Genomic DNA, 20,852 nt, shown 5'->3' with positions numbered 1-20,852 from the left:
GCGCAGACGAAGGAGTAGGTAGCGTTGTTGCAGTCACGGGATGGCTTGCGGACCTTGTCCGGACGCCGCGTCATCATCGTCGGCGCCGGTCCCGGCGGCCTCGCCACCGCCCTCCTCCTGGCCCGAGCGGGCGTTCACGTCACGCTGCTGGAGAAGGATCCGGCGGTGGGCGGCCGCACCAAGACCATCGAGGCTCCGGGCGGCTTCCGCTTCGATATCGGGCCGACCTTCTTCCTCTATCCCCAGATTCTCGCCGACATCTTCGAGACCTGCGGCGAGCGCCTCGAGGACCACGTCAAGCTCGAGCGGCTCGATCCGCAATACCATCTCGTGTTCGAGGCCGGCGGCGAGATCCGCGCCACCAACGACATGGACCGGCTCGAGGCCGAGGTGGCGCGCATCGCGCCGGACGACGCCAAGAACGTGCGCAAGTTCTTCGCCGACAACCGGGTCAAGCTGAAGTTCTTCAAGCCGGTGCTGGAGCAGGCCTTCCACACCCTGCGGGCCATGGCGTCCCCGGCGATGATCGCCGCCCTGCCCCATCTCCATCCGGGCCGCAGCGTCGACAAGGACCTGCAACGCTACTTCAAGGACCCGCGCGTCCGCCTCGCCTTCGCGTTCCAGACCAAATACCTCGGCATGTCGCCGTTCCGATGCCCGAGCCTGTTCACCATCCTGTCATTCCTCGAATACGAGCATGGTGTCTACCATCCGGTCGGCGGCTGCGGCGCGGTCTCCGAGGCCATGGCGGGGCTCGCCCGCCGCATGGGCGTCGATATCCGGCTCGGGGCCGGCGTCGATCGGGTGCTGTTCGAAGGCAAGCGCGCCAGCGGGGTCGTCTGCAACGGCGAGACGATCCATGCCGACGCGGTGGTCATCAACGGCGACTTCGCCAAGGTCATCCAGGATCTGGTGCCGCAGGAGCATCGCCCGCGCTGGCGCGATGCCAAGATCGCCAAGGCGCGCCTCTCCTGCTCGACCTTCATGCTGTATCTCGGCCTCGACGGGCCGATGCCAGAGGCGCTCGGCCATCACACCATCCTGCTGTCGGAGGATTACGCCCGCAACATCCGGGAGATCACCGACGGCATCCTGCCGATGCAGCCCTCCCTCTACGTGCAGCATGCGGGCTTCACCGACGGCGGCATGGCGCCTCCCGGTCAGACCAGCCTCTACGTTCTGGTTCCGGTTCCGAACCTCAAGGCGGGCATCGACTGGAGCGGGCTGCGGGAGACCTATCGCCAACTCGTCCTCGACCGCCTGAAACTGCTCGGGCTCGGCGATATCGAATCACGCATCCGCTACGAGCGCATCGTCGATCCGACCGAGTGGCGCGACGACTTCTTCGTGCACGAGGGCGCCACCTTCAATCTCGCGCACGACCTAATGCAGATGCTTTACTTCCGGCCGCACAATCGCTTCGGGCCGGGGCTCTATCTCGTCGGCGGCGGCACCCATCCGGGCTCCGGCCTGCCGGTGATCTACGAGGGCGCGCGCATCACCGCCCGCCTCCTCATCGAGGAACTCTCCGCAGGGCGCGTCGGCGCGACGAGCGCGGGCATCCCCACCACCGCCCCGCTCGCCGCCTCGGGCGACGCCTCTTGAGGCGCTCGGCCCGGCTCCTGTCGCAGGCCTCGGCGGGCGTCTGCGCTCTTTGTCTCGGCGCGGGTGCAGCGCCGGCCGCCACCGTGGCGGTGGAGGTCGAAGGCATAGAACCCGCCGGCCTGCTCTCGGTCGCCCTGTGCCAGGACGGCCTGACCGAGGCCGATTGCCAGACGGGACAGCAGGCCCCACCCCAGGCCGTGGCGCAGCGCTTCGTGTTCGCGAATGTGGCGCCCGGGGTCTACGCGGCTGTCGCCTATCAGGACAGCAACGGCAACGGCCGCCTCGATCGCACCGGCCTCGGCCTGCCGCTCGAGCCCTACGGGTTCTCCGGCGAGACCGCCCGCTCCGCACGCCCGGACTTCGCGCGCGCGCGCTTCTCCGTGCGCGAGCCCGGCGCGACCGTCCGGGTCCGCCTGTCGCGCGCCCTGCCCCGCCGCTGAGAACCGCGTGAGCGCCCGTTCCGAGCCGCTCCTGCGGGTGGCCGGCGCCGCCCTCGCCTATCGGGGCACCCCGGTGCTGGAGGGCGTCGATCTGACCCTCGGCGCCGGCGAGACCCTCGCCCTGCTCGGACCCAACGGCGCCGGCAAGACCTCGCTGATGCGCCTCATCGCCGGTCGTCTGGCCCCGCAGGTCGGCACCGTCCGCTTCGCCGGCGACGATCCGCATCGCAGTCCGGCCGCCCGGCGGGCCATCGGTTGGGTGCCGCAGGAGATCGCGCTGTATCCCCGCCTGTCGGTGGCCGAAAACCTGTCGGTGTTCGCCCAGCTCGCGGGGGTCGGGCGGCGCGAGCGGGCGGAGGCGGTGGCCCGCGGGCTTTCGCTCTGCGCGCTTGCCGAGGTCGCCAAGCGCCCGGTCGGCCTGCTCTCCGGCGGTTACCAGCGCCGGGTCAACATCGCCGCCAGCCTGATGGCGCGGCCCCGCCTCGTCCTCCTCGACGAGCCGACGCAGGGGGTCGACCTTCATGCACGGGCGGCGATCCACGCCGTACTCGGGCGCCTGCGTGAAGCGGGCACAGCCCTCATGGTGGCCACCCACGACTTCGCCGAGGCCGAGCGCTTGGCCGACCGGGTCGTCATCCTGGCCCGGGGCCGGATCGTCACCGACGGACGCCTGGCCGAACTCCTGGCGCGCCTCCGCGCCGATGCGCCCGAGCACGAGGCGGCCCTGGTCGCCCCCGCCGACGCGGCAGCGGAGGCGGTGCTGCGCCGGACCGGCTTCCTGCCCGTGGATACCGGCTCGACTTGGCGGGCACGCCGGCTTTCCGACACGCCGCGCGATGGCGCCGACCTGCTCGCCGCCCTCCGGGATGCCGGGGTGCCGATCGCCGAGATCCGCATCCGCGCGCCCGGCCTGGAGGCAGTTTATCGCGATGCGTTGGCGCAGTCCTCGGCGCAGGCCGGCGACGGGGCCGTCGCGCGGGAGCGCACCGCATGATCTCGGCCGCCTTCCGCGTGATGCTGCTCGGGCTGGTGCGCGACCGCGCCGCCCTGGTGATGGCCTTCGTGCTGCCCACCGTGATCTTCGTGATCTTCGCCGCGATCTTCTCCGGCGCTTTGGGCGACCGCATCCGCATCCATCTCGGCCTGCTCGACCTTGCGCGGACGCCGACGACGCAGCGCCTGATGCAGGCCCTGGAGGCGGATCCGTCCTTGCGGGTCGGGCGCCTCTCCGCCACCGATCTCGACGGCGCGCTCGCGGCGGTGCGGCGCGGCGAGGTCGATGTCGCCCTGGTGCTGCGCGGCGACCTCGAGGCCGGCTCGCCGGGAGGTGCTTCGACGCGCGCCGACCAGCCCGTGGTGCTGATCGAGAACCCCGCCAAAGCGCTGGCGACCCCGATCGCCCTCGGCCAACTCCAGCGCGTCCTCAACGAGGCCCTGCCGGACGTGGTCCTGGCCCGGATCGTCGCCGACGTGGAGCGTTCGGGCAAGATCGGTCCGGACGAGCGCGCCTTCCTCAACCAGGCCTTCGCGGAGCAGCGCGCCCGCAAGGAGCCGTTCTCCTTCGCCACCCTGGTCGAGCGGCGCAGCACCGCTTCCGGCGGCACCAACGACCGCGTCAGCTACTACGCGGGCGCGATCACCGCCGTCTTCCTGCTCTTCGCCGCCATGCAGGGCGCCCTCTCCCTCGTCGACGAGCGCCAGTCGGGCCTCGCCGACCGTCTGATGGCGGGGCCCGGCGGCCTCGCCGTGGTGGTGCTGGGCAAGTTCCTGTTCCTGGTCGGCCAGGGCCTGGTCCAGGCCGGCCTGATCTTCAGCGCCGCCGCCCTGCTGCACGGAGTCGACATCCTGCCCCACCTGGGTGCCTGGCTGGTGACCTCGCTGCTGGTCTCCGCCATGGCCGCCGGCCTCGCGCTGGCCGCCTGCGCGGCCTCGGCCACACGCCAGCAGGCGCATCTGGCCGCCACCTTCGGCGTGCTGCTGCTGTCGGCAGTGGGCGGCAGCATGGTGCCCCGCTTCCTGATGCCGCCCTGGCTGCAGCAGGCCGGCTGGCTGACCCCCAACGCCTGGGCGATCGAGGGCTACCAGAACGCCCTGAGCGAGGGCTGGACCGCTGCCCTGCCCGCCTGGGGCGTGATGGGGATCGTGGCGGCGGTGGGATTGGGTCTCGCGCTGAGGCTGGTGTCGCGGCGGGCGGGGTAGATTGCGGAGCCAAAGCCGGTGAAAGTCCGCGCCGCGACCGGTTAGCGCGTTGACCGCGCGCCCATCCGGTCTAGCTTCATGACGGATAAGGGCTTTCGAACCGGCCCGGGGAGTGACACGAACATGCGGGCTGGGTCTTCGGTCGCCGTCGTCGGCGCAGGGTTGGGCGGCTTGGCGGCGGCCTGTGTGAGCGCCGCGCGCGGCCACACCGTCACGCTCTACGACAAGAACGACTGGCTCGGCGGCAAAGCCGCGGTCCTGCACGAGGGCGGGTTCCGCTTCGACATGGGGCCGACCATCCTGACCGTGCCGAAGGTGCTGGAGCGGATCTTCCAGGAGGCCGGACGCAACATCCACGACTACCTGGACCTGCGCCGCCTCGATCCGCAATGGCGCTGTTTCTTCGACGACAACACCCATCTCGACCTCATGGCCGACGTCCCCACCATGGCGGCCGACATGGAGCGTTTCGCGCCCAACACCGGCGCCGGCGAGGGCTACAAGAAGTTCCTCGAGATCTCCGAGCACCTGCACGACGTCTCGAACAAGTTCTTCTTCTGGAAGCCGGTCGAGGACCTGTTCGACACCATCAACATCCGCGCCAACATGAACCCCGGCACCCTGCGCGATGTGCTCTCCCTGCGCATGGGCTCGTCGGTGGCGGGCACAATCCGGTCGAAGGTGAAGGACGCGCGCCTCGCACAGATGCTCGATCACTTCGTGCAATATGTCGGCTCCTCGCCCTACGGCGCACCGGCCGTGCTCTGCGCCATCGCGCATATGCAGACGGCGGAGGGGGTCTGGTACCCGATGGGCGGCACCCGCGCGGTGGCCGAGGCCCTGACGAAGCTCGCGGGTGAACTCGGCGCGACCCTGCGTCCCGGCGACGAGGTCACCGGCCTCGCCATCGAGAAGGGCGCGGTGAAGGGCGTGAAGACCGCCGCCGGCATCACTCCGTTCGACGCCGTGATCTCCAACATGGATTCGGTGCGGACCTATCGCGAACTCGTCGGCGGCGACGTCGGCAAGACCTACGAGAAGAAGAGCTTCGAGCCGGCCTGTTCCGGCGTGGTGCTCTATCTCGGGCTGAACAAGCGCTACGAGCACCTGAACCACCACGACTTCGTCTTCTCCCGCGATCCGGAGGAGGAGTTCGACTACATCTATCACAAGGGCGAGCCGGCCCCGGACCCGACCGCCTACCTCGCGGCCCCCTCCTCCACCGATCCCTCAGTGGCGCCCGAGGGCGGCGAGGCGCTCTACGTCCTGGTCCATACGCCGTACCTGCGCCCGCACCACGACTGGTCGAAGATGTTCCCGGCCTACCGCCAGGTCATCCTCGACAAGCTCAAGCGCACCGGCAACATGCCCGACCTCGAGGAGCGCATCGTGGTCGAGCGGCACCTGACACCGCAGGATATCCACGAGCGCTACAAGGTGCTGAACGGCGCGATCTACGGCCTCGCCTCGCACGGCAAGTTCATGGGCGCCTTCAAGCCCGGCAACCGCTCGCGGCAGGTGCGCGGCCTCTACCTCGCCGGCGGCGCCGCCCATCCGGGGCCGGGCATGCCCATGGTGATGATGTCGGGCTGGATCGCGGCCGACGCCCTCGACACCGATGCGCGAGGCAGCGACGCGAGCAGCGAGGTGCGCGCCAGCGCCTGAGGCCCGACGCGTGTCCCGCGAGGACGTTCCGGCCCGATCACCCGCCCTGTGGCGGTTCATGGTCGGGTATTTCGACCGCTACCTGCGGCGCCACCTCAACGCCCTACGGCTCGCCCGCTGGGGCGTGCCGGCTTGCGCGGATCATCCCGGTCCGGTGGTGGTGTATTGCAACCATCCGGCCTGGTGGGATGCCGCCGTGGTCATCCTCCTGGCCGGGCGGCTGTTTCCGAGCCGCGACAGCTACGCGCCCTTCGATGCGCGCATGCTGGAGAAATACGCGGTGTTCGCCCGGATGGGGGCCTTCGCGGTGGATCTCGAATCGGCGCGCGGCGCCGCCCAGTTCCTGAAGGCGAGCCGGCGCATCCTGGGGGTGCCGAACCGGATGATCTGGATCACCGCGCAGGGACGGTTCCAGGATGTCCGCGCGCGTCCGCTGGCCCTGCGCGGCGGCGTCGGACGCCTGCCCGAGATCGCGCCCGAAGCCCTGTTCGTGCCCCTCGCCCTCGAATACGCCTTCTGGGAGGAGCGCGGCGGGGAGGCCTTCGCGGCCTTCGGCAAGCCGGTGTCCGGTGCCGAACTGCTCGCCCTCCCCCGGCCGGAGCGGCTCGCCCGGATGGAGGCCGACCTGACCGCCACCCTCGATCGCCTCAGCGCCGACGTCGTGTCCCGCGACGCCGCGCGCTTCACGGCCGTCGCCTCCGGTGCCAAGGGGATCGGCGGGGTCTACGATGTCTGGCGGCGCCTGCGTGCCGTCCTCGGCGGCCGGCGCTTCGAGCCGGCCCATCAGGCGGGGGATGCACCCAGCCGCAAGGGAGATCTGGTCCCGTGATGTTCGGCCTCGCGATCCTGGCGCTCGTCTGCGCCCTGCTGCCGGGCCTGATCGCCTGGATCAACCTGTCCATCCTGCGAACCCCCGAACCGGATCTCGACGTCCGGGCCAAGGTCTCTGTGCTGATCCCGGCTCGCAACGAGGCGGAGGTCATCGCCGCGACGGTGCGGGCCGCCCTGGCCAGCGCGGGAGTCGCCCTGGAGGTGCTCGTCGGCGACGACCAGTCCACCGACGACACCGCCGCGATCGTCTTCGCCATTGCCGCCACCGACCCGCGCCTGCGCCTTGTCCAGATCCCGCCCTTGCCGGACGGTTGGACGGGCAAGAACCACGCCTGCGCCCGCCTCGCCGAGGCGGCACAGGGCACCCATCTCCTGTTCGTCGATGCGGATGTGACCCTGGCCCCCGCCGCCGCCGCCGCGCTGGCCGCCCATGCCCGTCGGACCGATGCGGCCCTGGTCAGCGGGGTTCCGCGCCAGCATATGGGCTCCCTCGGCGAGCGCCTGACGGTGCCCATGATCAATTTCCTGCTCGTCGGCTACCTGCCGATGGCGATGATGCGAGCCTCCCTGCGCCCCAGCCTTGGGGCCGCCTGTGGCCAGCTCGTACTGGTCGCGCGCAGCGCCTACCGGGACATCGGTGGCCACGGCGCCCTGCGCATGAGTCTCCACGACGGTGTCGTGCTTCCGCGCCGCTTCCGCTCGGCCGGCTACCGGACCGACCTCGTGGCCGCGCACGCCCTCGCCACCTGCCGGATGTATCGCGGGTTCGGCCAGAGCTGGGCCGGCTTCTCGAAGAACGCGCGCGAGGGCATGGCGACGCCCGGAGCCCTGCCGGTCTGGACCCTGCTGCTGGCGGGCGGACACGTCCTGCCCTGGCTTCTCCTGATCCTGGCCCTGTGCGGTATCGGTTCGGGGACCGCCGCCTTCCTGGCTTTCGCCGCTGCCCTGCTCTCGCTGGCCACCCGGGCCGCGATTACCCTGGTGACCCGCGAGCCGGCGGGCACCATCCTGCTGCATCCCCTGACCGTGCTGGTGGCACTGGCGATCCAGTGGACCGCGCTGCTGCGGCGCAAGGGGGCCGGAACCCCGATGTGGAAGGGCCGCAGCTATCCGGTCGGTGATTCCTGAATATTGGCGTCCGTCTCGGCGAGGATCCAGGCCGCGGTGTCGGGGTCGGCCCCCGTCACCGGGAGATGCAGGATGATCGGCGTCTCGTAGGGGTGACGCGCCTTCAAGGCTGCGCCGAGGGCTTCGGCCAGGCTCTCCCGGCTCTTCAGGATGGCCGCCACCTCCTCGCCCCGCTCCACCACACCCTTCCAGGCATAGACCGACAGCATCCCGGGCAGGACGTTGACGCAGGCGGCCAGCTTGAGGCGCACCAGTTCCTCGCCGATCGCCAGGGCGGTGCCGGCATCCGGGAAGGTGGTGTAGACGAGAAGCGGTCGCTCCATGCTATGGGTCTCCGACCAAGGTTCTGCCGCTCCCCAGGCGGGAGCGTATCGGCGGAATGCCGATGGGATTTTAACGCGAACGCCGAAGCGGACGCTCCGCCTCGGAGGGGCGTTCGGCAAAGTGTCCGGCAAGGTGACCGGTCGGTTGTTCGGCAAGGCGGATGTAGGCCCATGGCGCGGCGGTTCGAACGGCTTGCCTTCGTCGCGAGTCCCACGGAGGACGCCCGGCAGGCTGCCGCCATCCTGATGCGCCGCTACGACCACGTGCCCCCCGACGAGGCCGACGTGGTGGTGGCGCTCGGCGGTGACGGCCTGATGCTCCAGACCCTGCACCGCTTCATGCATGCCGGCACGCCGATCTACGGCATGAATCGCGGCACGGTCGGCTTCCTCATGAACGAGTTTCGCGAGGACGGCCTGATCGAGCGCCTGGAGAACACCAAGCGCAGCATCATCCACCCGCTGATGATGGAGGCGGTGGACACCGAGGGGCGCCGGCACGAAGCGCGCGCCCTCAACGAAGTCTACATGCTGCGCCAGACCCATCAGACCGCCAAGCTGCGGATCTCGGTCGATGGACATGTGCGCCTGCCCGAACTGATCGCCGACGGTGTGCTGGCGGCGACTCCGGCCGGCTCGACGGCCTACAACCTTTCGGTCGGCGGCCCGATCCTGCCCCTCAACGCCCGGCTCCTGGCCCTGACGCCGATCTCGGCCTTCCGGCCGCGGCGCTGGCACGGGGCGCTGCTGCCCGATTACGCGCGCATCCACATCGAGGTGCTGGATCCCGCGCATCGCCCGGTGGCGGCGGTAGCCGACCATACGGAATTCCGCCGGGTCTGCACGGTCGAGACCTGGCTCGACCACGCCACCAACCTGACCCTGCTGCACGATCCCGGCCACAGCCTCGACGAGCGCATCCTGCGCGAGCAGTTCGGCTGAGGCTCGGCCGAGCATCCCCCGGCCGGCTCGGCGGCCAGGGCTGCCAATGCCTCAGGCGGCGATCCGCGCCCGGTCGTCGCGATAGCTCGCGATCAGGGCGTCGGGGATTGCGTCCAGCACGACTTCGACGGTTACCGCGTGGACCCGTGCGCGGCTACCCTGGAACTCGGCCATGATCGAGTCGGACAGGCCATCGAGGATGAGGCCGACCGGATCGGTGCGGGCCGAATCGGATTCGGGCAAAGGAGAAGCGGGCAAGGGAGAAGCGGGCAAGGGAGAAGCGGGCAAGGCGAATTCCACGTCGCGTGCTTGGACCACGGGCGCTTCGACCGGTGCCGGGGCGGCCACCGCAACGGCCGGACGCTCCGGCTCGTCCCAGCGGGCGATGACTTGGCGCTGCGCCTCGCGCCATTCGGCATCGAGGATCTCGCGCTCGATCCGCAGGATTTCGGTCTGCTCCGCTTCCGCCGCGAGTTCGCGCGCGAGCACCCGCGCCTCGTCGCGGGCCGCTTCGGCTTCGAAGCGGGACAGCAAGGCCATGACGCTCTGCGCCTCGGCGAAGGGCATCGTCTCGCAGGCGGTCAGCGCCCGCTCGATCATCAGGCGCGACAGGCCGGCGCCCGCCCTGGTGGTGGTGCCCTGGCCGGCCTCGCGCCAGGCCGAGAGGGCGGCGCTGAAGGCCGGCAGAAGCACGGCGGGCAGGCCAGCCTTGCGGTGGAGGGCGGCGAAGGCGGCGCTCGAGGCCTCCTGCATCAGGCCCGCCACCCGCCGGGCCGGAAGGCCGGCAAGATCGGCCAGAGCCATCTCGGCGAAGGCCATGTGGCCGGACAGGATCGCTCGCAGCAGCAGGCCGGCATTGAGCTGGCCGCAGGCCTTGAGGTGGGCCACGAGGCGGGCGAGATCGATCGGATGGGCCTCGGCGCAGAAGGCCAGGGTGGTGCGCTCCTGGGCCTCGCGGCTGGCGCGCGCGCTACGGGCCGGCGTGAGCCAGCCGGAGGACACCGCGAAGGCGGAGAGCGATTCGGCGAGACGCATCGTCACGCACTGGCGCACCTCGAGGGGCAGGTACGGACGGGCCAGGACTGCCTCGCGCAGGGCGGCCACGTCGCCGTGGCGCTCGACCATCCGCATCAGGCTGCCGGTGGTGATGTGGGCGCTGCGGTTGCGAACCAGCACGACCAGTGCCTCGGGCTCGGCGATTTCGGCGAGCGCCCCGGCGACGGCGGGCGACAGGTCCACCCGGCTCGCGATGGCGCGGCGGGTGGCGGGGCAGCCGATGGCGACGCCGTCGACGAGGTCGGCGTCGCTCAGCACTGGCGAGCGGGCCAGCACCAGGGTGGCGATCTCGGCCTGGTCGCTCGCCAGGGCCACGATCAGGGTACGGGGGGCGTTCGCGCACGCGGCGCAGGCCTCGGCCAGGACGCGTCGAACTAGGCTCGAGGGATCGTCGAGGAGAGCGAGGAGCGCGGCTTCCGCCTCCCAGGCGACGTCCTCGCCGAGGCCGCCATACAGGTAGGCACGGGCCAGGGCACCGGCCGCCTCCGCCCGTCGCGCGGCGGAGGTGTGCTGCGTCCAGGTGAGGAACTGGCGGATGATCATGAGCCGCTCCGAATGGTGAAGAGGGACAAATCGAGGGGTGCGCCGGCCCGCGCCGATGGTCCGGACCCGCCGAACTCCGCCGGCCGGCGCGGCGGCTGCGGCGCGCCGACGAGGGCCGCCGAGGGGACCGGGAGAGCGGGCGTCGATACCGCCGGGGCGACGGCGGCGCTCCCGGTCTCGGTGCCGTCCGAGCGGGGGAAGTAGGTCGGCGCGGCTCGCGGCGGCTCCGCCCGAACCGCATCCTGGCCGGCGTTTCGCCCCTGCCAGAGGCGGGCGACGCCGGCCGAGACGCCACCCTGCTGGCGCGGATCGGTCTGGAACATCGAGCGCAGGCCACCCTCGTTGAGGGAGGCGTAGGCGGTGGTACCCTCGGGCAGCGCCAGGGTTCCGGAGACTGCCAAGGTGCCGGAGACTGCCTGGGTGCCGGACACCGCCTGCGGCGCTGCGGGGCGTACCGCGGCCAGATGGGCGTAGAGTTCGGCCGCTCCGCGCGGACGCCCGGCCTTGTCGTAGAACAGGCTGCGGTTCGCTGCGGCCGCCTCCGGCATGTCGAGGGCGGCGACTCGGGCGGGGCTCGCCTGCGCGGTGTTGATCAGAGCGGCGGCCCCGCGCGCGCCGAGGACGTGGGCGGCGTAGAGGTCGCCCCCCGTGGGCTCGCGCCCGAGGGCGGCCGTCAGCGTCTCGCGGTTCCGCTCGGTCAGCGCGCCCGCCATGGTGGCGGCGATCCGGGGATCGCGACGCAGGTCCAGGATGGTCTGCTTGGCGGCCGGATCGCTCACGCTGTAGGTGCCGTCGGTCCCCTTGGTGATCGCATCGGCGTAGGTGGTGAAGCCGAGGCGCGGCCCGGCATTCTTCATGGTGCCGAGCCAGGTCTGCTCGATGAACTGGAACAGGCCGGTGGCCGAGGAGGTGCCGGCCTTGGCCGAGGGGTCGAGCGAGGATTCCCGCTGCGCTGTGGCGAGGAGATAGTCGAAGCCGGTCCCGGAGGTCTGCGCCCCGTCCCGGATCGCCTCGATCACGCCGCCCGGTGCGGTCGCGCGCCCGGCGGGGGGCGTGTCGCGCAATCCCGCATCCCGGCTTGCGCCGGAATCGCGGGAATTGGCGGGGGGCGTGGTGAACAGGAACATGGACGTCCGGCTGGAGGCGGACCCTGGCGACGCCCCGAGGGCAACTTTGTTCGCTCTATGGTAAAGGAAGATTGAAGAGTGCGGTCCTGATCTTGCCCGATTTCAGGATCGCGTCCGAATTCCGGGTTCCTTCTGCTGCGCAGACGCATCTCCCGCGCGGGTCAGGCCTCGCCTGCGCAAGTCAGATTTCGCCTGAGAAGGTCAAATCTCGCTTGCGAAGCCCAGGCCCTCATCGGCCCAGCCCGTCAGACCCCCGAGCATCACCTTCACCGGGCGGCCGAGTTCGGCGAGCCGCAGGGCGGCCCGGTCGGCGCCGTTGCAGTGGGGCCCGGCGCAATAGACCACGAAGAGCGTGTCCGCGGGCCAGGCGCCCAGGCGCTCCGCCGTGATCCCGCGAGCCGGCAGATGCAGCGCCCCGGGGATATGGCGCTTGCGGAATGCGGCCTCCGACCCGACCGCGTGCAGCAGCACGAAGTCGGGCGCACCCGCCCGAAGGGCCGCAGCCACGTCGGCACAATCGGTCTCCAAAGCCAGACGGCGTCGGAAATGCGCGCGTGCGATGGCGGGCGAACAGGTGGGAATGGCGCTGACGAGGCTCATCGGTGATCTTCCTCCAACGTGGACGACCAACCTACCAACGCCCGGGCGGCTTGGCGGCGGGCCGGATTGCCAGTTAGCGTTGCGATCATGCCAAAGCTGCAGGTGCGCCTTTCCCCAGCCGACCGTCTCGTGGTGGTGCTGGCCTATGACGGGCTCTGCACCTTCGAGTTCGGTGTCGCCGTGGAGATCTTCGGATTGCCGCGTCCGGAAATGGGAGCGGACTGGTACCGATTCGCGGTGGCGGCCCTCGATCCCGGCCCGATGCAGGCCGAGGGCGGAGTCCGTTTCCTCGTCGACGGCGGGCTCGACCTCCTGGATCAGGCCGGCACCATCGTGGTGCCGGGCTGGCGGGGTGCGGAAATCCCGGTGCCGGAGGCCCTCGTGTCGGCCCTCCGGGCGGCCGCCGCGCGGGGCGCGCGCATCCTGTCGATCTGTTCGGGCGTCTTCGTCCTCGCGGCGGCCGGGCTGCTGGACGGCCGACGCGCCACCACGCACTGGCGCCACGCCGAGGCCCTGGCCATCCGCCATCCGGGCATCCGCTTCACTCCGGACGTGCTCTACGTGGACGAGGGCGCGATCCTGACCTCGGCCGGCAGTGCCGCCGGGATCGACCTCTGCTTGCACCTGGTGCGGCGCGATTTCGGCCCGGTCGCCGCCAATCGCGTCGCCCGACGCCTCGTGGTCCCGCCCCACCGGGACGGCGGACAGACCCAGATCGTCATGGGCGCGGTGCCGTCGCTGCACGAGGCCGCCCGGATCGGCCCCCTCCTCGACGCGATGCGGGCGGACCCGGCCGGCGCCTGGCCGGTCGCCCATCTCGCCGCCCGCGCCGGCATGAGTTCCCGGACCCTGTTGCGGCGCTTCTCCGCAGCGACAGGCACGACGCCCGCCCGCTGGCTTCTCGAGCTACGCCTCGCCCGTGCCCGCGACCTGCTCGAGCAGGCGGATCACCCCCTCCAGGCCGTCGCCGAAGCGGCCGGCTTCACCACGGCCGCAGCCCTTCGCCAGCAGTTCCGCCGCCGCTTCGCGGTGACGCCGTCTGCCTATCGGGAAAGCTGTCTCGGACGATCCCGCGGTCCTTGAGCCGGCGCTGGCAACGCACGGCCCTCAAACGCAAAAACGCCCCGAGGGGCGTCAAGTCGATCAGACTTCGGCTGGAAAACTGGAGCGGGCGAAGGGATTCGAACCCTCGACCCCAACCTTGGCAAGGTTGTGCTCTACCCCTGAGCTACACCCGCTCACACCCGTCGTGGCCCAGGCGTTGCTCCCGGCCGGACGGATCGTCGTCTTAACGAAGCAAAAAGCCGCCTTGCAGCGGCTGTCGCTCCGGTCGTCCCGGTCTGTCAATTGGAGCGGGCGAAGGGATTCGAACCCTCGACCCCAACCTTGGCAAGGTTGTGCTCTACCCCTGAGCTACACCCGCTCACAACCGCACCGCTGGTGGGAAAGACCCGCCGGCGGCCCCGGACGGCGTCTCTAAACACCATTCCGCCGGGCGTTGCAAGCGCTGAATCGCCGGGGCGGTTTGCCGGCATCGCGTCCGGCCCTCAGGCCTGCCAGTGGGCCGATGACGGCACACCCTCGCGGATCTCGCGCAGGCGCGCGCGGGTCGCGGCGGTGGTCTCCGGCGGCAGCGCGTCGAGGGCGAAGAACCCGCAGGCCGCGATCTCGCGGTCCGGCGCCTTCGGAACCCGAACCGAGAAGGCGTGCACCACGTAGAGAGCGACGTGGTCGCGCCCCGCCGCCGTTCGGTTGTGGTAGAACCCATGCAGCCGCATCGGTCGGTCGGGATCGACCACAATTTCGGCCTCCTCGCGGAACTCGCGGATCATCGCCGCCGCCGCGCTCTCGCCGGCCTCGACGCCGCCGCCCGGCAGGTGCCAGCCCGCCACGTAGGTGTGGCGCACGAGGCAAACCCGGCCCTCCGCGTCGAGGGCGGCGCCCCGGACGCCGAGCGTCATGCCGCGCGTCGCGAGGGCGCCATACTGGATCAGGCGCCGCATCCAGGATCGGTCGAGGAGCATCCGCCTCAGACGACCCGCAGGCGGATGACGCCCAGGCCGTCGATGGCGGCCGTCATGGTCTCGCCGCGCGACACCGCGCCGACGCCGGACGGCGTGCCGGTGAAGATGAGGTCGCCCGGGTGCAGCTCGAAATAGGTCGAGAGCAGCGCGATCTGCTCCTGGGTCGACCAGATCATCTCGGAGAGGTCGCCGCGCTGGCGCTCCCGCGCGTCCACCGCCAGGGTGATGGCGCCCCGCGCGGGGTGACCGATGGCCGAGGCCGGGTGCAAGGGTCCGATCGGCGCCGAGGCGTCGGCGGATTTGGCGAGGTCCCAGGGCCGTGCCAGGCGCTTGGCCTCGTCCTGGACGTCGCGCCGGGTCATGTCGAGGCCGACCGCATAGCCGTAGACATGGTCAAGGGCGGATGCCTCCGCGATGTCGCGACCGCCGAGGCCGAGGGCCGCCACCATCTCCACCTCGAAATGGTAGTTCTCGGTGCGCGGCGGATACGGATGGTCGACCGGATCGTCGCCCGTGACGATCTGCAGGGCGTCGGCGGGCTTCATGAAGAAGAACGGCGGTTCCCGGTCAGGGTCCTTGCCCATCTCGCGGGCATGGGCGGCGTAGTTGCGACCGACGCAGTAGACCCGCCGCACGGGGAACAGGTCGTCGCTGCCGACGATCGGCAGGGCGATGCGGGGTGGGTTTGGAATCACGGACAACATGGGAAGCCAACCTCATTTCCGGGCCGATGCGGCGCGGCGCCCGGTCGCCCGCCCTGCACAGGACGTCCCGCCATCCCTATCATAGGCTGCAGGCTCGGCCGCGCCATCCCGTCGCGGTGCGGGTCCGGGCCGATGAGATCCAACGTGCGAGACCTGTGGTGACCGATCCTTCCCGCCTGCTGGCACACCTCACCACGCGGCTCGGCCCCACCCATGTCCTGACCGACGCGACCGACCTCGCGCCCCACCTCGCCGAGACCCGTGGCTTGCAGCGTGGGCACGCCCTGGCGCTGGTGCGGCCTGCCGACACCGCCGAGGTCGCCGGCGTGGTCCGGGCCTGCGCCGAGGCCGGCGTGCCGGTGGTGGCCCAGGGCGGCAACACCGGTCATGTCGGAGGCGGCTTGCCGCAGGGCGGCATCGTGCTGTCGATGGCACGCCTGACGCGCCTGCGGGCGATCGACCCCGTCAATGCCAGCATCACCGTGGAGGCCGGCATGGTGCTGGCCGACGTTCAGGCGGCGGCCCAGGCCGCCAGCCTGCTGTTTCCGCTCTCACTGGCCTCCGAGGGCTCCTGCCGCATCGGCGGCAATCTCTCCACCAATGCGGGTGGGACCGCCGTGCTGGCCTACGGCAACGCCCGCGACCTCGTCCTTGGGCTCGAGGTCGTGCTGGCCGATGGCCGGATCTGGAACGGGCTCAAGGGCCTGCGCAAGGACAATGCGGGCTACGATCTCAAGCATCTGTTCCTCGGCTCGGAAGGAACGCTCGGGCTGATCACCGCCGCGGTGCTGAAACTCTTTCCCCGGCCGACCTCCCGCGCCGTGGCCTTCCTCGGCCTCACCTCGGCCGAGGCCGCCCTGGACCTGTTCCGGCGCCTGCGGGCGGAGGCCGGGGCCGGCCTCACCGCCTTCGAGTACATCGCGCCCTTCGGGTTGGAGATCGTGCTGCGCCACCGGGCCGGCGCGCGCGCGCCCCTGGCCGGACGCCACGGGGCCTACGCGCTGGTGGAGGTTTCGACCACGCGCCCGGGCGAGGAGGCCGCGACCCTGATGGAGACGCTGCTCGCCCGGGCCCAGGACGAAGGCCGCCTCGACGATGCCGCACTGGCGGCCAGCGAGGCGCAGGCGAACGCCTTCTGGGACCTGCGCGAGAGCCTGTCCGAAGTCCAGAAAGCCGAGGGCGGCTCGATCAAGCACGACGTCTCGGTGCCGCTCTCCCGCTTGCCCGAGTTTCTCGCGCGCGCGACGCAGGCCTGCGAGGCGGAGATGCCGGGCCTGCGCGTCTGCGCCTTCGGGCATTTCGGTGACGGCAACATCCACTTCAACCTAAGTCAGCCCGTTGGCATGGACCGCGCCGCCTTCCTGGCGGATTGGGGGCGGTTCAACCGGATCGTCCACGACATCGTCGACGCCCTCGGCGGATCGATCGCGGCCGAGCATGGAGTCGGCCTGCTCAAGAAAGACGAACTGGCGCGCTACGCCGACCCGGTCGCCCTCGACCTCATGCGCCGCCTCAAGGCCGCCCTCGATCCGGGCGATCTGTTGAACCCGGGTAAAATCCTCGACCCGAGCAAGATTCTGAACCCCGGCTGATCTCGAATGCTCGATCGTGAGTAGCCGCAGCGCCTCCCCGCTTCGCGGCGTCATACGTCTGATCGGAGGCCTCAACAAAAATTTAGCCGGAACCCTGTCGCATCCCGTCGGATTACTATTGTGCGCCGCACAAAGGATTGTCAGATTGTCGACGGCAGCGCGCCATAAATCGGCTGTTCTGTGGACTGAAGAGGCTGAACCGCAACGACGGCCGATTGGGTGCAGTGCGGCGAGTTAGGCTTCCCTTAACCGCTTTGTCCTCTCCTGCGGAGAGGCAGCACCACGCGGTTCGCAACCGAAGACCGAGCAGGAGACACGTTCGATGCCGACTTCCCAGGCGAGAGTTCCGACCGCCGAGGCGAGCCGCTATCTCAAGCAGCTCTGCCGTCACTGGAGCCACAAGTTCCCGGTGGAGGCCACCGAGGCTGCCGGTCGCGTGCCCTTCGGCGAGGACCGGGTCTGTACCTTCGAGGCCGGTCCCGACGCGCTCCTGATGCGGGTGGCCACTCCCGATCCGGCTGCCCTCACACGCCTGGAGAACGTGGTCTCCGACCACCTCTTGCGCTTTGCCTTCCGGGAGAACCTCGGCCAGATCACTTGGTCGCGCGCGGCCTGACCTGGCGCGGGGGCGGCGCGCGCAGCGCTTGACCTGGCCTCCCGAGACCTGATCTTGAGCGCGAGACGCTTCAGGCAGGACCGGGAGACACGGGATGGACGGGATCGCGCAGACGACGCACGGAGCGGCACCTTCGGGCGCGGCCCCGCATGCGGAGCGGCTCCAGCGCCTTGCGGAAGTCGCCGTGAAAGTCGGCCTCGGTCTGCGGCCGGGACAGGAACTGGTGATCACGGCGCCGCTCGAAACGGTGCCGCTGGCTCGCGCCATCACCGAGGAGGCCTACAAGGCCGGAGCCTCGCTCGTCACCACCTTCTACGCGGACGATGCCGCCACCCTGGCGCGGTTCGCCCACGCGCCGGACGACGCCTTCGACACGGCCGCCGGCTGGCTCTACAGCGGCATGGCCGAGGCCTACCGCAACGGCGCGGCCCGCCTCGCCATCGCGGGGGACGACCCGTCCCTGCTGGCGGGCCAGGATGCCGGCAAGGTCGCGCGCGCCAATCGCGCCCGCTCGAAGGCCTATGTGCCGGCTCTCGAACTCATCGCCAACTTTTCCACCAACTGGACCATCGTCTCGGCTGCGACCACGCCGTGGGCCAGGACGGTGTTCCCCGACCTGCCCGAGGCCGAGGCGGTCGCCCGCTTGTGGGATGCGATCTTCGCGGCCTCGCGCGTGGACGGTCCCGACCCGGTCGCGGCCTGGGAGGCGCACAATGCCGCTCTCCACACGCGCATGAACGCCCTCAACGCGCACCGCTTCGCGGCTCTGCGCTTCTTCGGTCCCGGCACCGATCTTACGGTCGGCCTCGCCGATGATCACGAATGGTGCGGCGGCGCCTCGGCCTCGCGCAGCGGCATCGTCTGCAACGCCAACATCCCCACCGAGGAGGTGTTCACCACCCCGCACAAGGACCGGGTCGACGGGACGGTCACCAGCACCAAGCCCCTGTCCTACCAGGGCACGCTGATCGACGGCATCCGCGTGCGCTTCGAGGACGGCCGCATCGTCGAGGCCACCGCCCGCACTGGCGGCGACGTCCTGGCCAAGGTCCTGGAGACCGACGAGGGCGCGCGCCGCCTCGGCGAAGTCGCGCTGGTGCCGGCTTCCTCGGCGATCTCGGCCTCAGGGCTGCTGTTCTACAACACCCTCTACGACGAGAACGCCGCCAGCCACATCGCCCTCGGCCAAGCCTACAGCAAGTGTTTTCGCAATGGCGGCGCGGATTTCAGCGAGGACGACCTCGCGGCGCGGGGGGCCAATCGCAGCCTCATCCACATCGACTGGATGATCGGCTCGAAGGAGATCGACGTCGACGGTCTCTCCGCCGAGGGCCGCGCGATTCCGGTGATGCGGGCCGGCGAATGGGTGGCGTGAGCCCGGATCGGAACCGTGGCCTGATTCAACCTCAACCCGCGTGAGGTCAGCCTCGAACCACGGGCCGCTCGGGCGGCGGCGACCCGGGGAGCCGTGCTCGGGCGGCGCCCGCATCGGGTCCTGAGGACAGGGGGCGTTCCCGGAAGCCGGGGGGCCTTCAGAACCCTGGCGCTTTGGCGGCACCGAGAATGCGAGTCGGGCGACCCTCGTTGCCGCCCTGGAGCACCACGACGTAGGTGTCGGCCTCGGTCACCTCGGCCATCCGGTGCGGGATCTCGAAATGCGCCGCCTGTCCGGTCCAGGCGCCGATCCGGTGCATCCCCCGCACCACGTTGATGTAGTCGAAGACCTGCCCCTTGTTCTCGCCGCCGCCGATGGCGAGGCGGCGCCGGCGCATGACCGGCAGGAGCCACAGGTCGGCTTTGGCCTCCGGCCCGGTGCTCGCGCCGACGTCGATGCAGATCCGGTCTCCCTCCTCCCAGCTCTTCACCGAGACCGACGGCACGCTGCTCGCCCGGGCGCGCCGCAGGGCGCGCTCCAGGGAGTTCCGGTCGGAGCGGATCATCGACGGCTCGCCGTTGACGATGGCCTGGGGCGTGAAGATCTGCCGTTCGCCGCGCAGGGACGCATAGGCCTGCTGCCGCGCCGTGAAGGCCGGCTGGCCATAGGCATCCTTCCAGCCGAGATAGTCCCAATAGGTGATCGGGAAGGTCAGGGCGATGACGCCGGGCTCCCGCGCGAAGTCTCCGAGCACCCGCGAGGCCGGTTGGCACGCGGCGCAGCCCTGGCTCGTGTAGAGCTCGATCACCACCGGCGAGCGCTCGCCCGCACGGGCCATCGTCGCGACGGCCGTCAGGGCGCCGGCCAGGACCAGTGCCAGGACCAGTGCCAGGGGCAGGCTGCCGGTACAGCGCAGCAGGAACATCGCGGCGAGCCTCATGCCGTCATGATACCGACGGTTGGCCGTTCTCCGGCATCACGGTCGCTCGATCCGCGGCCGGGCTCGTCGGCGCCGGGTCCCCGGCCGAGCCATGCACCGGATCGTGCGAGGGCTTCAACTTCGGCTTCGGCAGCATCGCGGGGCGCCAGCGCCGATGCATCCAGAGCCACTGGCCGGGATTCTCGCGGATCCACCCCTCGATCTCCCGCGTCATCGCCTGCATCGCACCCTGGACGTCGATGGCGCCGGAGGCATCGCGCGGCAGGTCGAGGGGAGGCGTCAGTTCAAGGTGGAACCGGGTTCCCCCGCGGCGGACGACGCGCGCGCCGTGCACCGGACACTCGTAATGGCGGGCGAGCTTGCCGAGCAGCGGGTTGACCAGCACGGGCTTGCCGAAGAACTCCACCACCACGCCCCGGGTGAAGTGCTGGTCGATGAGCTGGCCGAGATGGCCGCCGCGCTCGACCACGCCCTGCATGGCGAAAACCGCGCCCTGCCCGGCCGCCGCGAGGCCCCCCATGGTCTGGCGCCGGACCTCCTGCACGAGGCGGGCGGAAGCCGCATCGTTGGGGGGACGGAAGATCGCCGTCGCGTCGAGGCCGAACTGCGCCGCGCAGATCGCGGGCAATTCCCAGTTCGCCAGGTGGGCGGAGAAGATCAGGCCCGGTTTGCCGTCGTCGCGCAGGTCGGCGAAGTGGGTCTCGCCCGCGACCGTGATGCGTCCGGGGGCCGTGAGGTCCGCCGGATCGAGATCGAACAGGGTGTGAAGATGGGCGTATTCCGCGCCGGTGCGGCCGAGATTGTCCCACGCCTCCAAGGCGAGCGCGCGGATCGCCGCCGCATCGCGTTCAGGGAAGGCGGCGCGCAGGTTGGCGACCGCGGTGCGGTGGGCCGGCAGGAACGGCCCGACCGTCCGGGCGACCCATCCGCCGACCCGGCTCGCCCGCTCCGCCCCGAGCAGGCGCGCCAGCCAGAACAGACCCCGGATCAGGGGGATCATCGCGAGCCCGGCGAGCCGCGGCAGGTGACGCTTCAGAACGAGGGCAAGGCGGAGCAAAACGAATCCCGTGACGCGGGGCGTTCCGTTGACGACCCTGATCCCTGGCATAATTCATTTTAGCCTTTGACGGCACCCGTGTGCG

The 20,852-nt window shown here is 70.8% G+C and carries 20 protein-coding genes and 2 tRNA genes; 12 read left to right on the top strand and 10 right to left on the bottom strand.

Annotated features, from left to right (window positions below; all coding sequences use genetic code 11):
• Positions 1 to 24 precede the first annotated feature (24 nt).
• From crtI (ASF57_RS10095) to ASF57_RS10065, 7 genes are all read left to right on the top strand, one after another.
• Entirely contained in the window at positions 25 to 1,605 is a 1,581-nt protein-coding gene (gene crtI, locus ASF57_RS10095; RefSeq protein WP_056482546.1) for a phytoene desaturase family protein, read from the top strand.
• Between the two features lie 17 nt (positions 1,606 to 1,622).
• On the top strand, positions 1,623 to 2,045 hold the full coding sequence (locus ASF57_RS25590) for a DUF2141 domain-containing protein (RefSeq protein ID WP_056482839.1): 423 nt from the start codon (positions 1,623 to 1,625) through the stop codon (positions 2,043 to 2,045).
• 7 nt (positions 2,046 to 2,052) lie between these two features.
• A complete protein-coding gene (locus tag ASF57_RS10085; protein WP_056482543.1) occupies positions 2,053 to 3,039 on the top strand; it encodes an ABC transporter ATP-binding protein in 987 nt (328 codons plus the stop codon).
• Positions 3,036 to 4,244: an ABC transporter permease gene (locus tag ASF57_RS10080; protein ID WP_056482538.1), complete on the top strand. Its 1,209-nt coding sequence runs from the start codon at positions 3,036 to 3,038 to the stop codon at positions 4,242 to 4,244. The genes ASF57_RS10085 and ASF57_RS10080 overlap by 4 nt, the downstream gene beginning before the upstream one ends.
• A gap of 123 nt (positions 4,245 to 4,367) precedes the next feature.
• On the top strand, positions 4,368 to 5,909 hold the full coding sequence (gene crtI / locus ASF57_RS10075) for a phytoene desaturase family protein (protein WP_056183811.1): 1,542 nt from the start codon (positions 4,368 to 4,370) through the stop codon (positions 5,907 to 5,909).
• 58 nt (positions 5,910 to 5,967) lie between these two features.
• Entirely contained in the window at positions 5,968 to 6,738 is a 771-nt protein-coding gene (locus tag ASF57_RS10070; RefSeq protein WP_056482535.1) for a lysophospholipid acyltransferase family protein, read from the top strand.
• Complete coding sequence (locus tag ASF57_RS10065) at positions 6,738 to 7,868, top strand: glycosyltransferase (protein WP_056482532.1); 1,131 nt, start codon at positions 6,738 to 6,740, stop codon at positions 7,866 to 7,868. Before ASF57_RS10070 ends, ASF57_RS10065 begins: the two co-directional genes overlap by 1 nt.
• Here ASF57_RS10065 and cutA read toward each other — a convergent pair.
• Positions 7,847 to 8,191 carry a divalent-cation tolerance protein CutA gene (gene cutA, locus ASF57_RS10060; protein WP_056482529.1) on the bottom strand — a complete coding sequence of 115 codons (345 nt, stop codon included), beginning with the start codon at positions 8,189 to 8,191 and terminating at the stop codon, positions 7,847 to 7,849. The genes ASF57_RS10065 and cutA overlap by 22 nt on opposite strands.
• Positions 8,192 to 8,362: 171 nt before the next feature.
• Between cutA and ASF57_RS10055 the strand changes: the two genes are divergently transcribed.
• Positions 8,363 to 9,133 carry an NAD kinase gene (locus ASF57_RS10055; RefSeq protein ID WP_056183818.1) on the top strand — a complete coding sequence of 257 codons (771 nt, stop codon included), beginning with the start codon at positions 8,363 to 8,365 and terminating at the stop codon, positions 9,131 to 9,133.
• A 51-nt stretch (positions 9,134 to 9,184) separates the two neighbouring features.
• On the opposite strand, the gene ASF57_RS10050 is transcribed toward ASF57_RS10055, so the two are convergent.
• From ASF57_RS10050 to ASF57_RS10040, 3 genes are all read right to left on the bottom strand, one after another.
• Entirely contained in the window at positions 9,185 to 10,732 is a 1,548-nt protein-coding gene (locus ASF57_RS10050; RefSeq protein ID WP_056482526.1) for a DUF2336 domain-containing protein, read from the bottom strand.
• Positions 10,729 to 11,859, bottom strand: a complete 1,131-nt coding sequence (locus ASF57_RS10045; protein WP_056482523.1) for a lytic transglycosylase — start codon at positions 11,857 to 11,859, stop codon at positions 10,729 to 10,731. The genes ASF57_RS10050 and ASF57_RS10045 overlap by 4 nt, the downstream gene beginning before the upstream one ends.
• 201 nt (positions 11,860 to 12,060) lie before the next feature.
• Positions 12,061 to 12,459: a rhodanese-like domain-containing protein gene (locus ASF57_RS10040; RefSeq protein ID WP_056482520.1), complete on the bottom strand. Its 399-nt coding sequence runs from the start codon at positions 12,457 to 12,459 to the stop codon at positions 12,061 to 12,063.
• Positions 12,460 to 12,546: 87 nt separating this feature from the next.
• On the opposite strand from ASF57_RS10040, the gene ftrA reads away from it, so the two are divergent.
• The gene (ftrA, locus tag ASF57_RS10035; RefSeq protein ID WP_156376041.1) at positions 12,547 to 13,542 is read left to right on the top strand and encodes a transcriptional regulator FtrA; all 996 of its coding nucleotides are present in this window, start codon (positions 12,547 to 12,549) and stop codon (positions 13,540 to 13,542) included.
• Positions 13,543 to 13,622: 80 nt separating this feature from the next.
• On the opposite strand, the gene ASF57_RS10030 is transcribed toward ftrA, so the two are convergent.
• The 4 genes from ASF57_RS10030 to ASF57_RS10015 form a co-directional block, all read right to left on the bottom strand.
• Positions 13,623 to 13,697: transfer RNA gene (locus ASF57_RS10030), tRNA-Gly, on the bottom strand.
• A 110-nt stretch (positions 13,698 to 13,807) separates the two neighbouring features.
• Positions 13,808 to 13,882, bottom strand: a tRNA-Gly gene (locus ASF57_RS10025).
• Positions 13,883 to 14,006: 124 nt separating this feature from the next.
• On the bottom strand, positions 14,007 to 14,483 hold the full coding sequence (locus ASF57_RS10020) for an NUDIX domain-containing protein (protein WP_056183827.1): 477 nt from the start codon (positions 14,481 to 14,483) through the stop codon (positions 14,007 to 14,009).
• 5 nt (positions 14,484 to 14,488) lie between these two features.
• Positions 14,489 to 15,187, bottom strand: a complete 699-nt coding sequence (locus ASF57_RS10015) for a fumarylacetoacetate hydrolase family protein (protein WP_056482517.1) — start codon at positions 15,185 to 15,187, stop codon at positions 14,489 to 14,491.
• 158 nt (positions 15,188 to 15,345) lie between these two features.
• Between ASF57_RS10015 and ASF57_RS10010 the strand changes: the two genes are divergently transcribed.
• The 3 genes from ASF57_RS10010 (at position 15,346) to ASF57_RS10000 (ending at position 18,770) form a co-directional block, all read left to right on the top strand.
• Positions 15,346 to 16,779 carry an FAD-binding oxidoreductase gene (locus ASF57_RS10010; protein WP_244476884.1) on the top strand — a complete coding sequence of 478 codons (1,434 nt, stop codon included), beginning with the start codon at positions 15,346 to 15,348 and terminating at the stop codon, positions 16,777 to 16,779.
• Between the two features lie 322 nt (positions 16,780 to 17,101).
• Entirely contained in the window at positions 17,102 to 17,395 is a 294-nt protein-coding gene (locus tag ASF57_RS10005; RefSeq protein ID WP_056482511.1) for a DUF2218 domain-containing protein, read from the top strand.
• A gap of 94 nt (positions 17,396 to 17,489) precedes the next feature.
• The gene (locus ASF57_RS10000; RefSeq protein WP_056482507.1) at positions 17,490 to 18,770 is read left to right on the top strand and encodes an aminopeptidase; all 1,281 of its coding nucleotides are present in this window, start codon (positions 17,490 to 17,492) and stop codon (positions 18,768 to 18,770) included.
• 157 nt (positions 18,771 to 18,927) lie between these two features.
• Here ASF57_RS10000 and ASF57_RS09995 read toward each other — a convergent pair whose 3' ends face one another.
• Positions 18,928 to 19,710 (bottom strand): DUF1223 domain-containing protein, encoded by a 783-nt coding sequence (locus ASF57_RS09995; RefSeq protein ID WP_244476883.1) that lies wholly within the window; start codon positions 19,708 to 19,710, stop codon positions 18,928 to 18,930.
• A gap of 4 nt (positions 19,711 to 19,714) precedes the next feature.
• Positions 19,715 to 20,767, bottom strand: coding sequence for a lipid A biosynthesis lauroyl acyltransferase (locus ASF57_RS09990; protein ID WP_082503812.1), 1,053 nt, complete (start codon positions 20,765 to 20,767; stop codon positions 19,715 to 19,717).
• Between the last annotated feature and the right edge of the window lie 85 nt (positions 20,768 to 20,852).

This window comes from Methylobacterium sp. Leaf117 (assembly GCF_001422985.1).
Lineage (GTDB): Bacteria > Pseudomonadota > Alphaproteobacteria > Rhizobiales > Beijerinckiaceae > Methylobacterium.
This window is presented reverse-complemented; position numbering and strand designations above follow the sequence as displayed.

Excerpts from the sequence above, each read along its gene's own strand:
- cutA (WP_056482529.1), bottom strand. The coding sequence starts at position 8,191 with ATGGAGCGACCGCTTCTCGTCTACACCACCTTCCCGGATGCCGGCACC.
- ASF57_RS10070 (WP_056482535.1), top strand. The coding sequence starts at position 5,968 with ATGGTCGGGTATTTCGACCGCTACCTGCGGCGCCACCTCAACGCCCTA.
- ASF57_RS10050 (WP_056482526.1), bottom strand. The coding sequence starts at position 10,732 with ATGATCATCCGCCAGTTCCTCACCTGGACGCAGCACACCTCCGCCGCG.
- ASF57_RS10000 (WP_056482507.1), top strand. The coding sequence starts at position 17,490 with ATGGACGGGATCGCGCAGACGACGCACGGAGCGGCACCTTCGGGCGCG.
- ASF57_RS10020 (WP_056183827.1), bottom strand. The coding sequence starts at position 14,483 with ATGCTCCTCGACCGATCCTGGATGCGGCGCCTGATCCAGTATGGCGCC.
- ASF57_RS10065 (WP_056482532.1), top strand. The coding sequence starts at position 6,738 with ATGTTCGGCCTCGCGATCCTGGCGCTCGTCTGCGCCCTGCTGCCGGGC.
- ASF57_RS10080 (WP_056482538.1), top strand. The coding sequence starts at position 3,036 with ATGATCTCGGCCGCCTTCCGCGTGATGCTGCTCGGGCTGGTGCGCGAC.
- crtI (WP_056183811.1), top strand. The coding sequence starts at position 4,368 with ATGCGGGCTGGGTCTTCGGTCGCCGTCGTCGGCGCAGGGTTGGGCGGC.
- ASF57_RS10040 (WP_056482520.1), bottom strand. The coding sequence starts at position 12,459 with ATGAGCCTCGTCAGCGCCATTCCCACCTGTTCGCCCGCCATCGCACGC.
- ASF57_RS10055 (WP_056183818.1), top strand. The coding sequence starts at position 8,363 with ATGGCGCGGCGGTTCGAACGGCTTGCCTTCGTCGCGAGTCCCACGGAG.
- ASF57_RS09995 (WP_244476883.1), bottom strand. The coding sequence starts at position 19,710 with ATGAGGCTCGCCGCGATGTTCCTGCTGCGCTGTACCGGCAGCCTGCCC.
- ASF57_RS10015 (WP_056482517.1), bottom strand. The coding sequence starts at position 15,187 with ATGTTGTCCGTGATTCCAAACCCACCCCGCATCGCCCTGCCGATCGTC.
- ftrA (WP_156376041.1), top strand. The coding sequence starts at position 12,547 with ATGCCAAAGCTGCAGGTGCGCCTTTCCCCAGCCGACCGTCTCGTGGTG.
- ASF57_RS10045 (WP_056482523.1), bottom strand. The coding sequence starts at position 11,859 with ATGTTCCTGTTCACCACGCCCCCCGCCAATTCCCGCGATTCCGGCGCA.
- ASF57_RS10005 (WP_056482511.1), top strand. The coding sequence starts at position 17,102 with ATGCCGACTTCCCAGGCGAGAGTTCCGACCGCCGAGGCGAGCCGCTAT.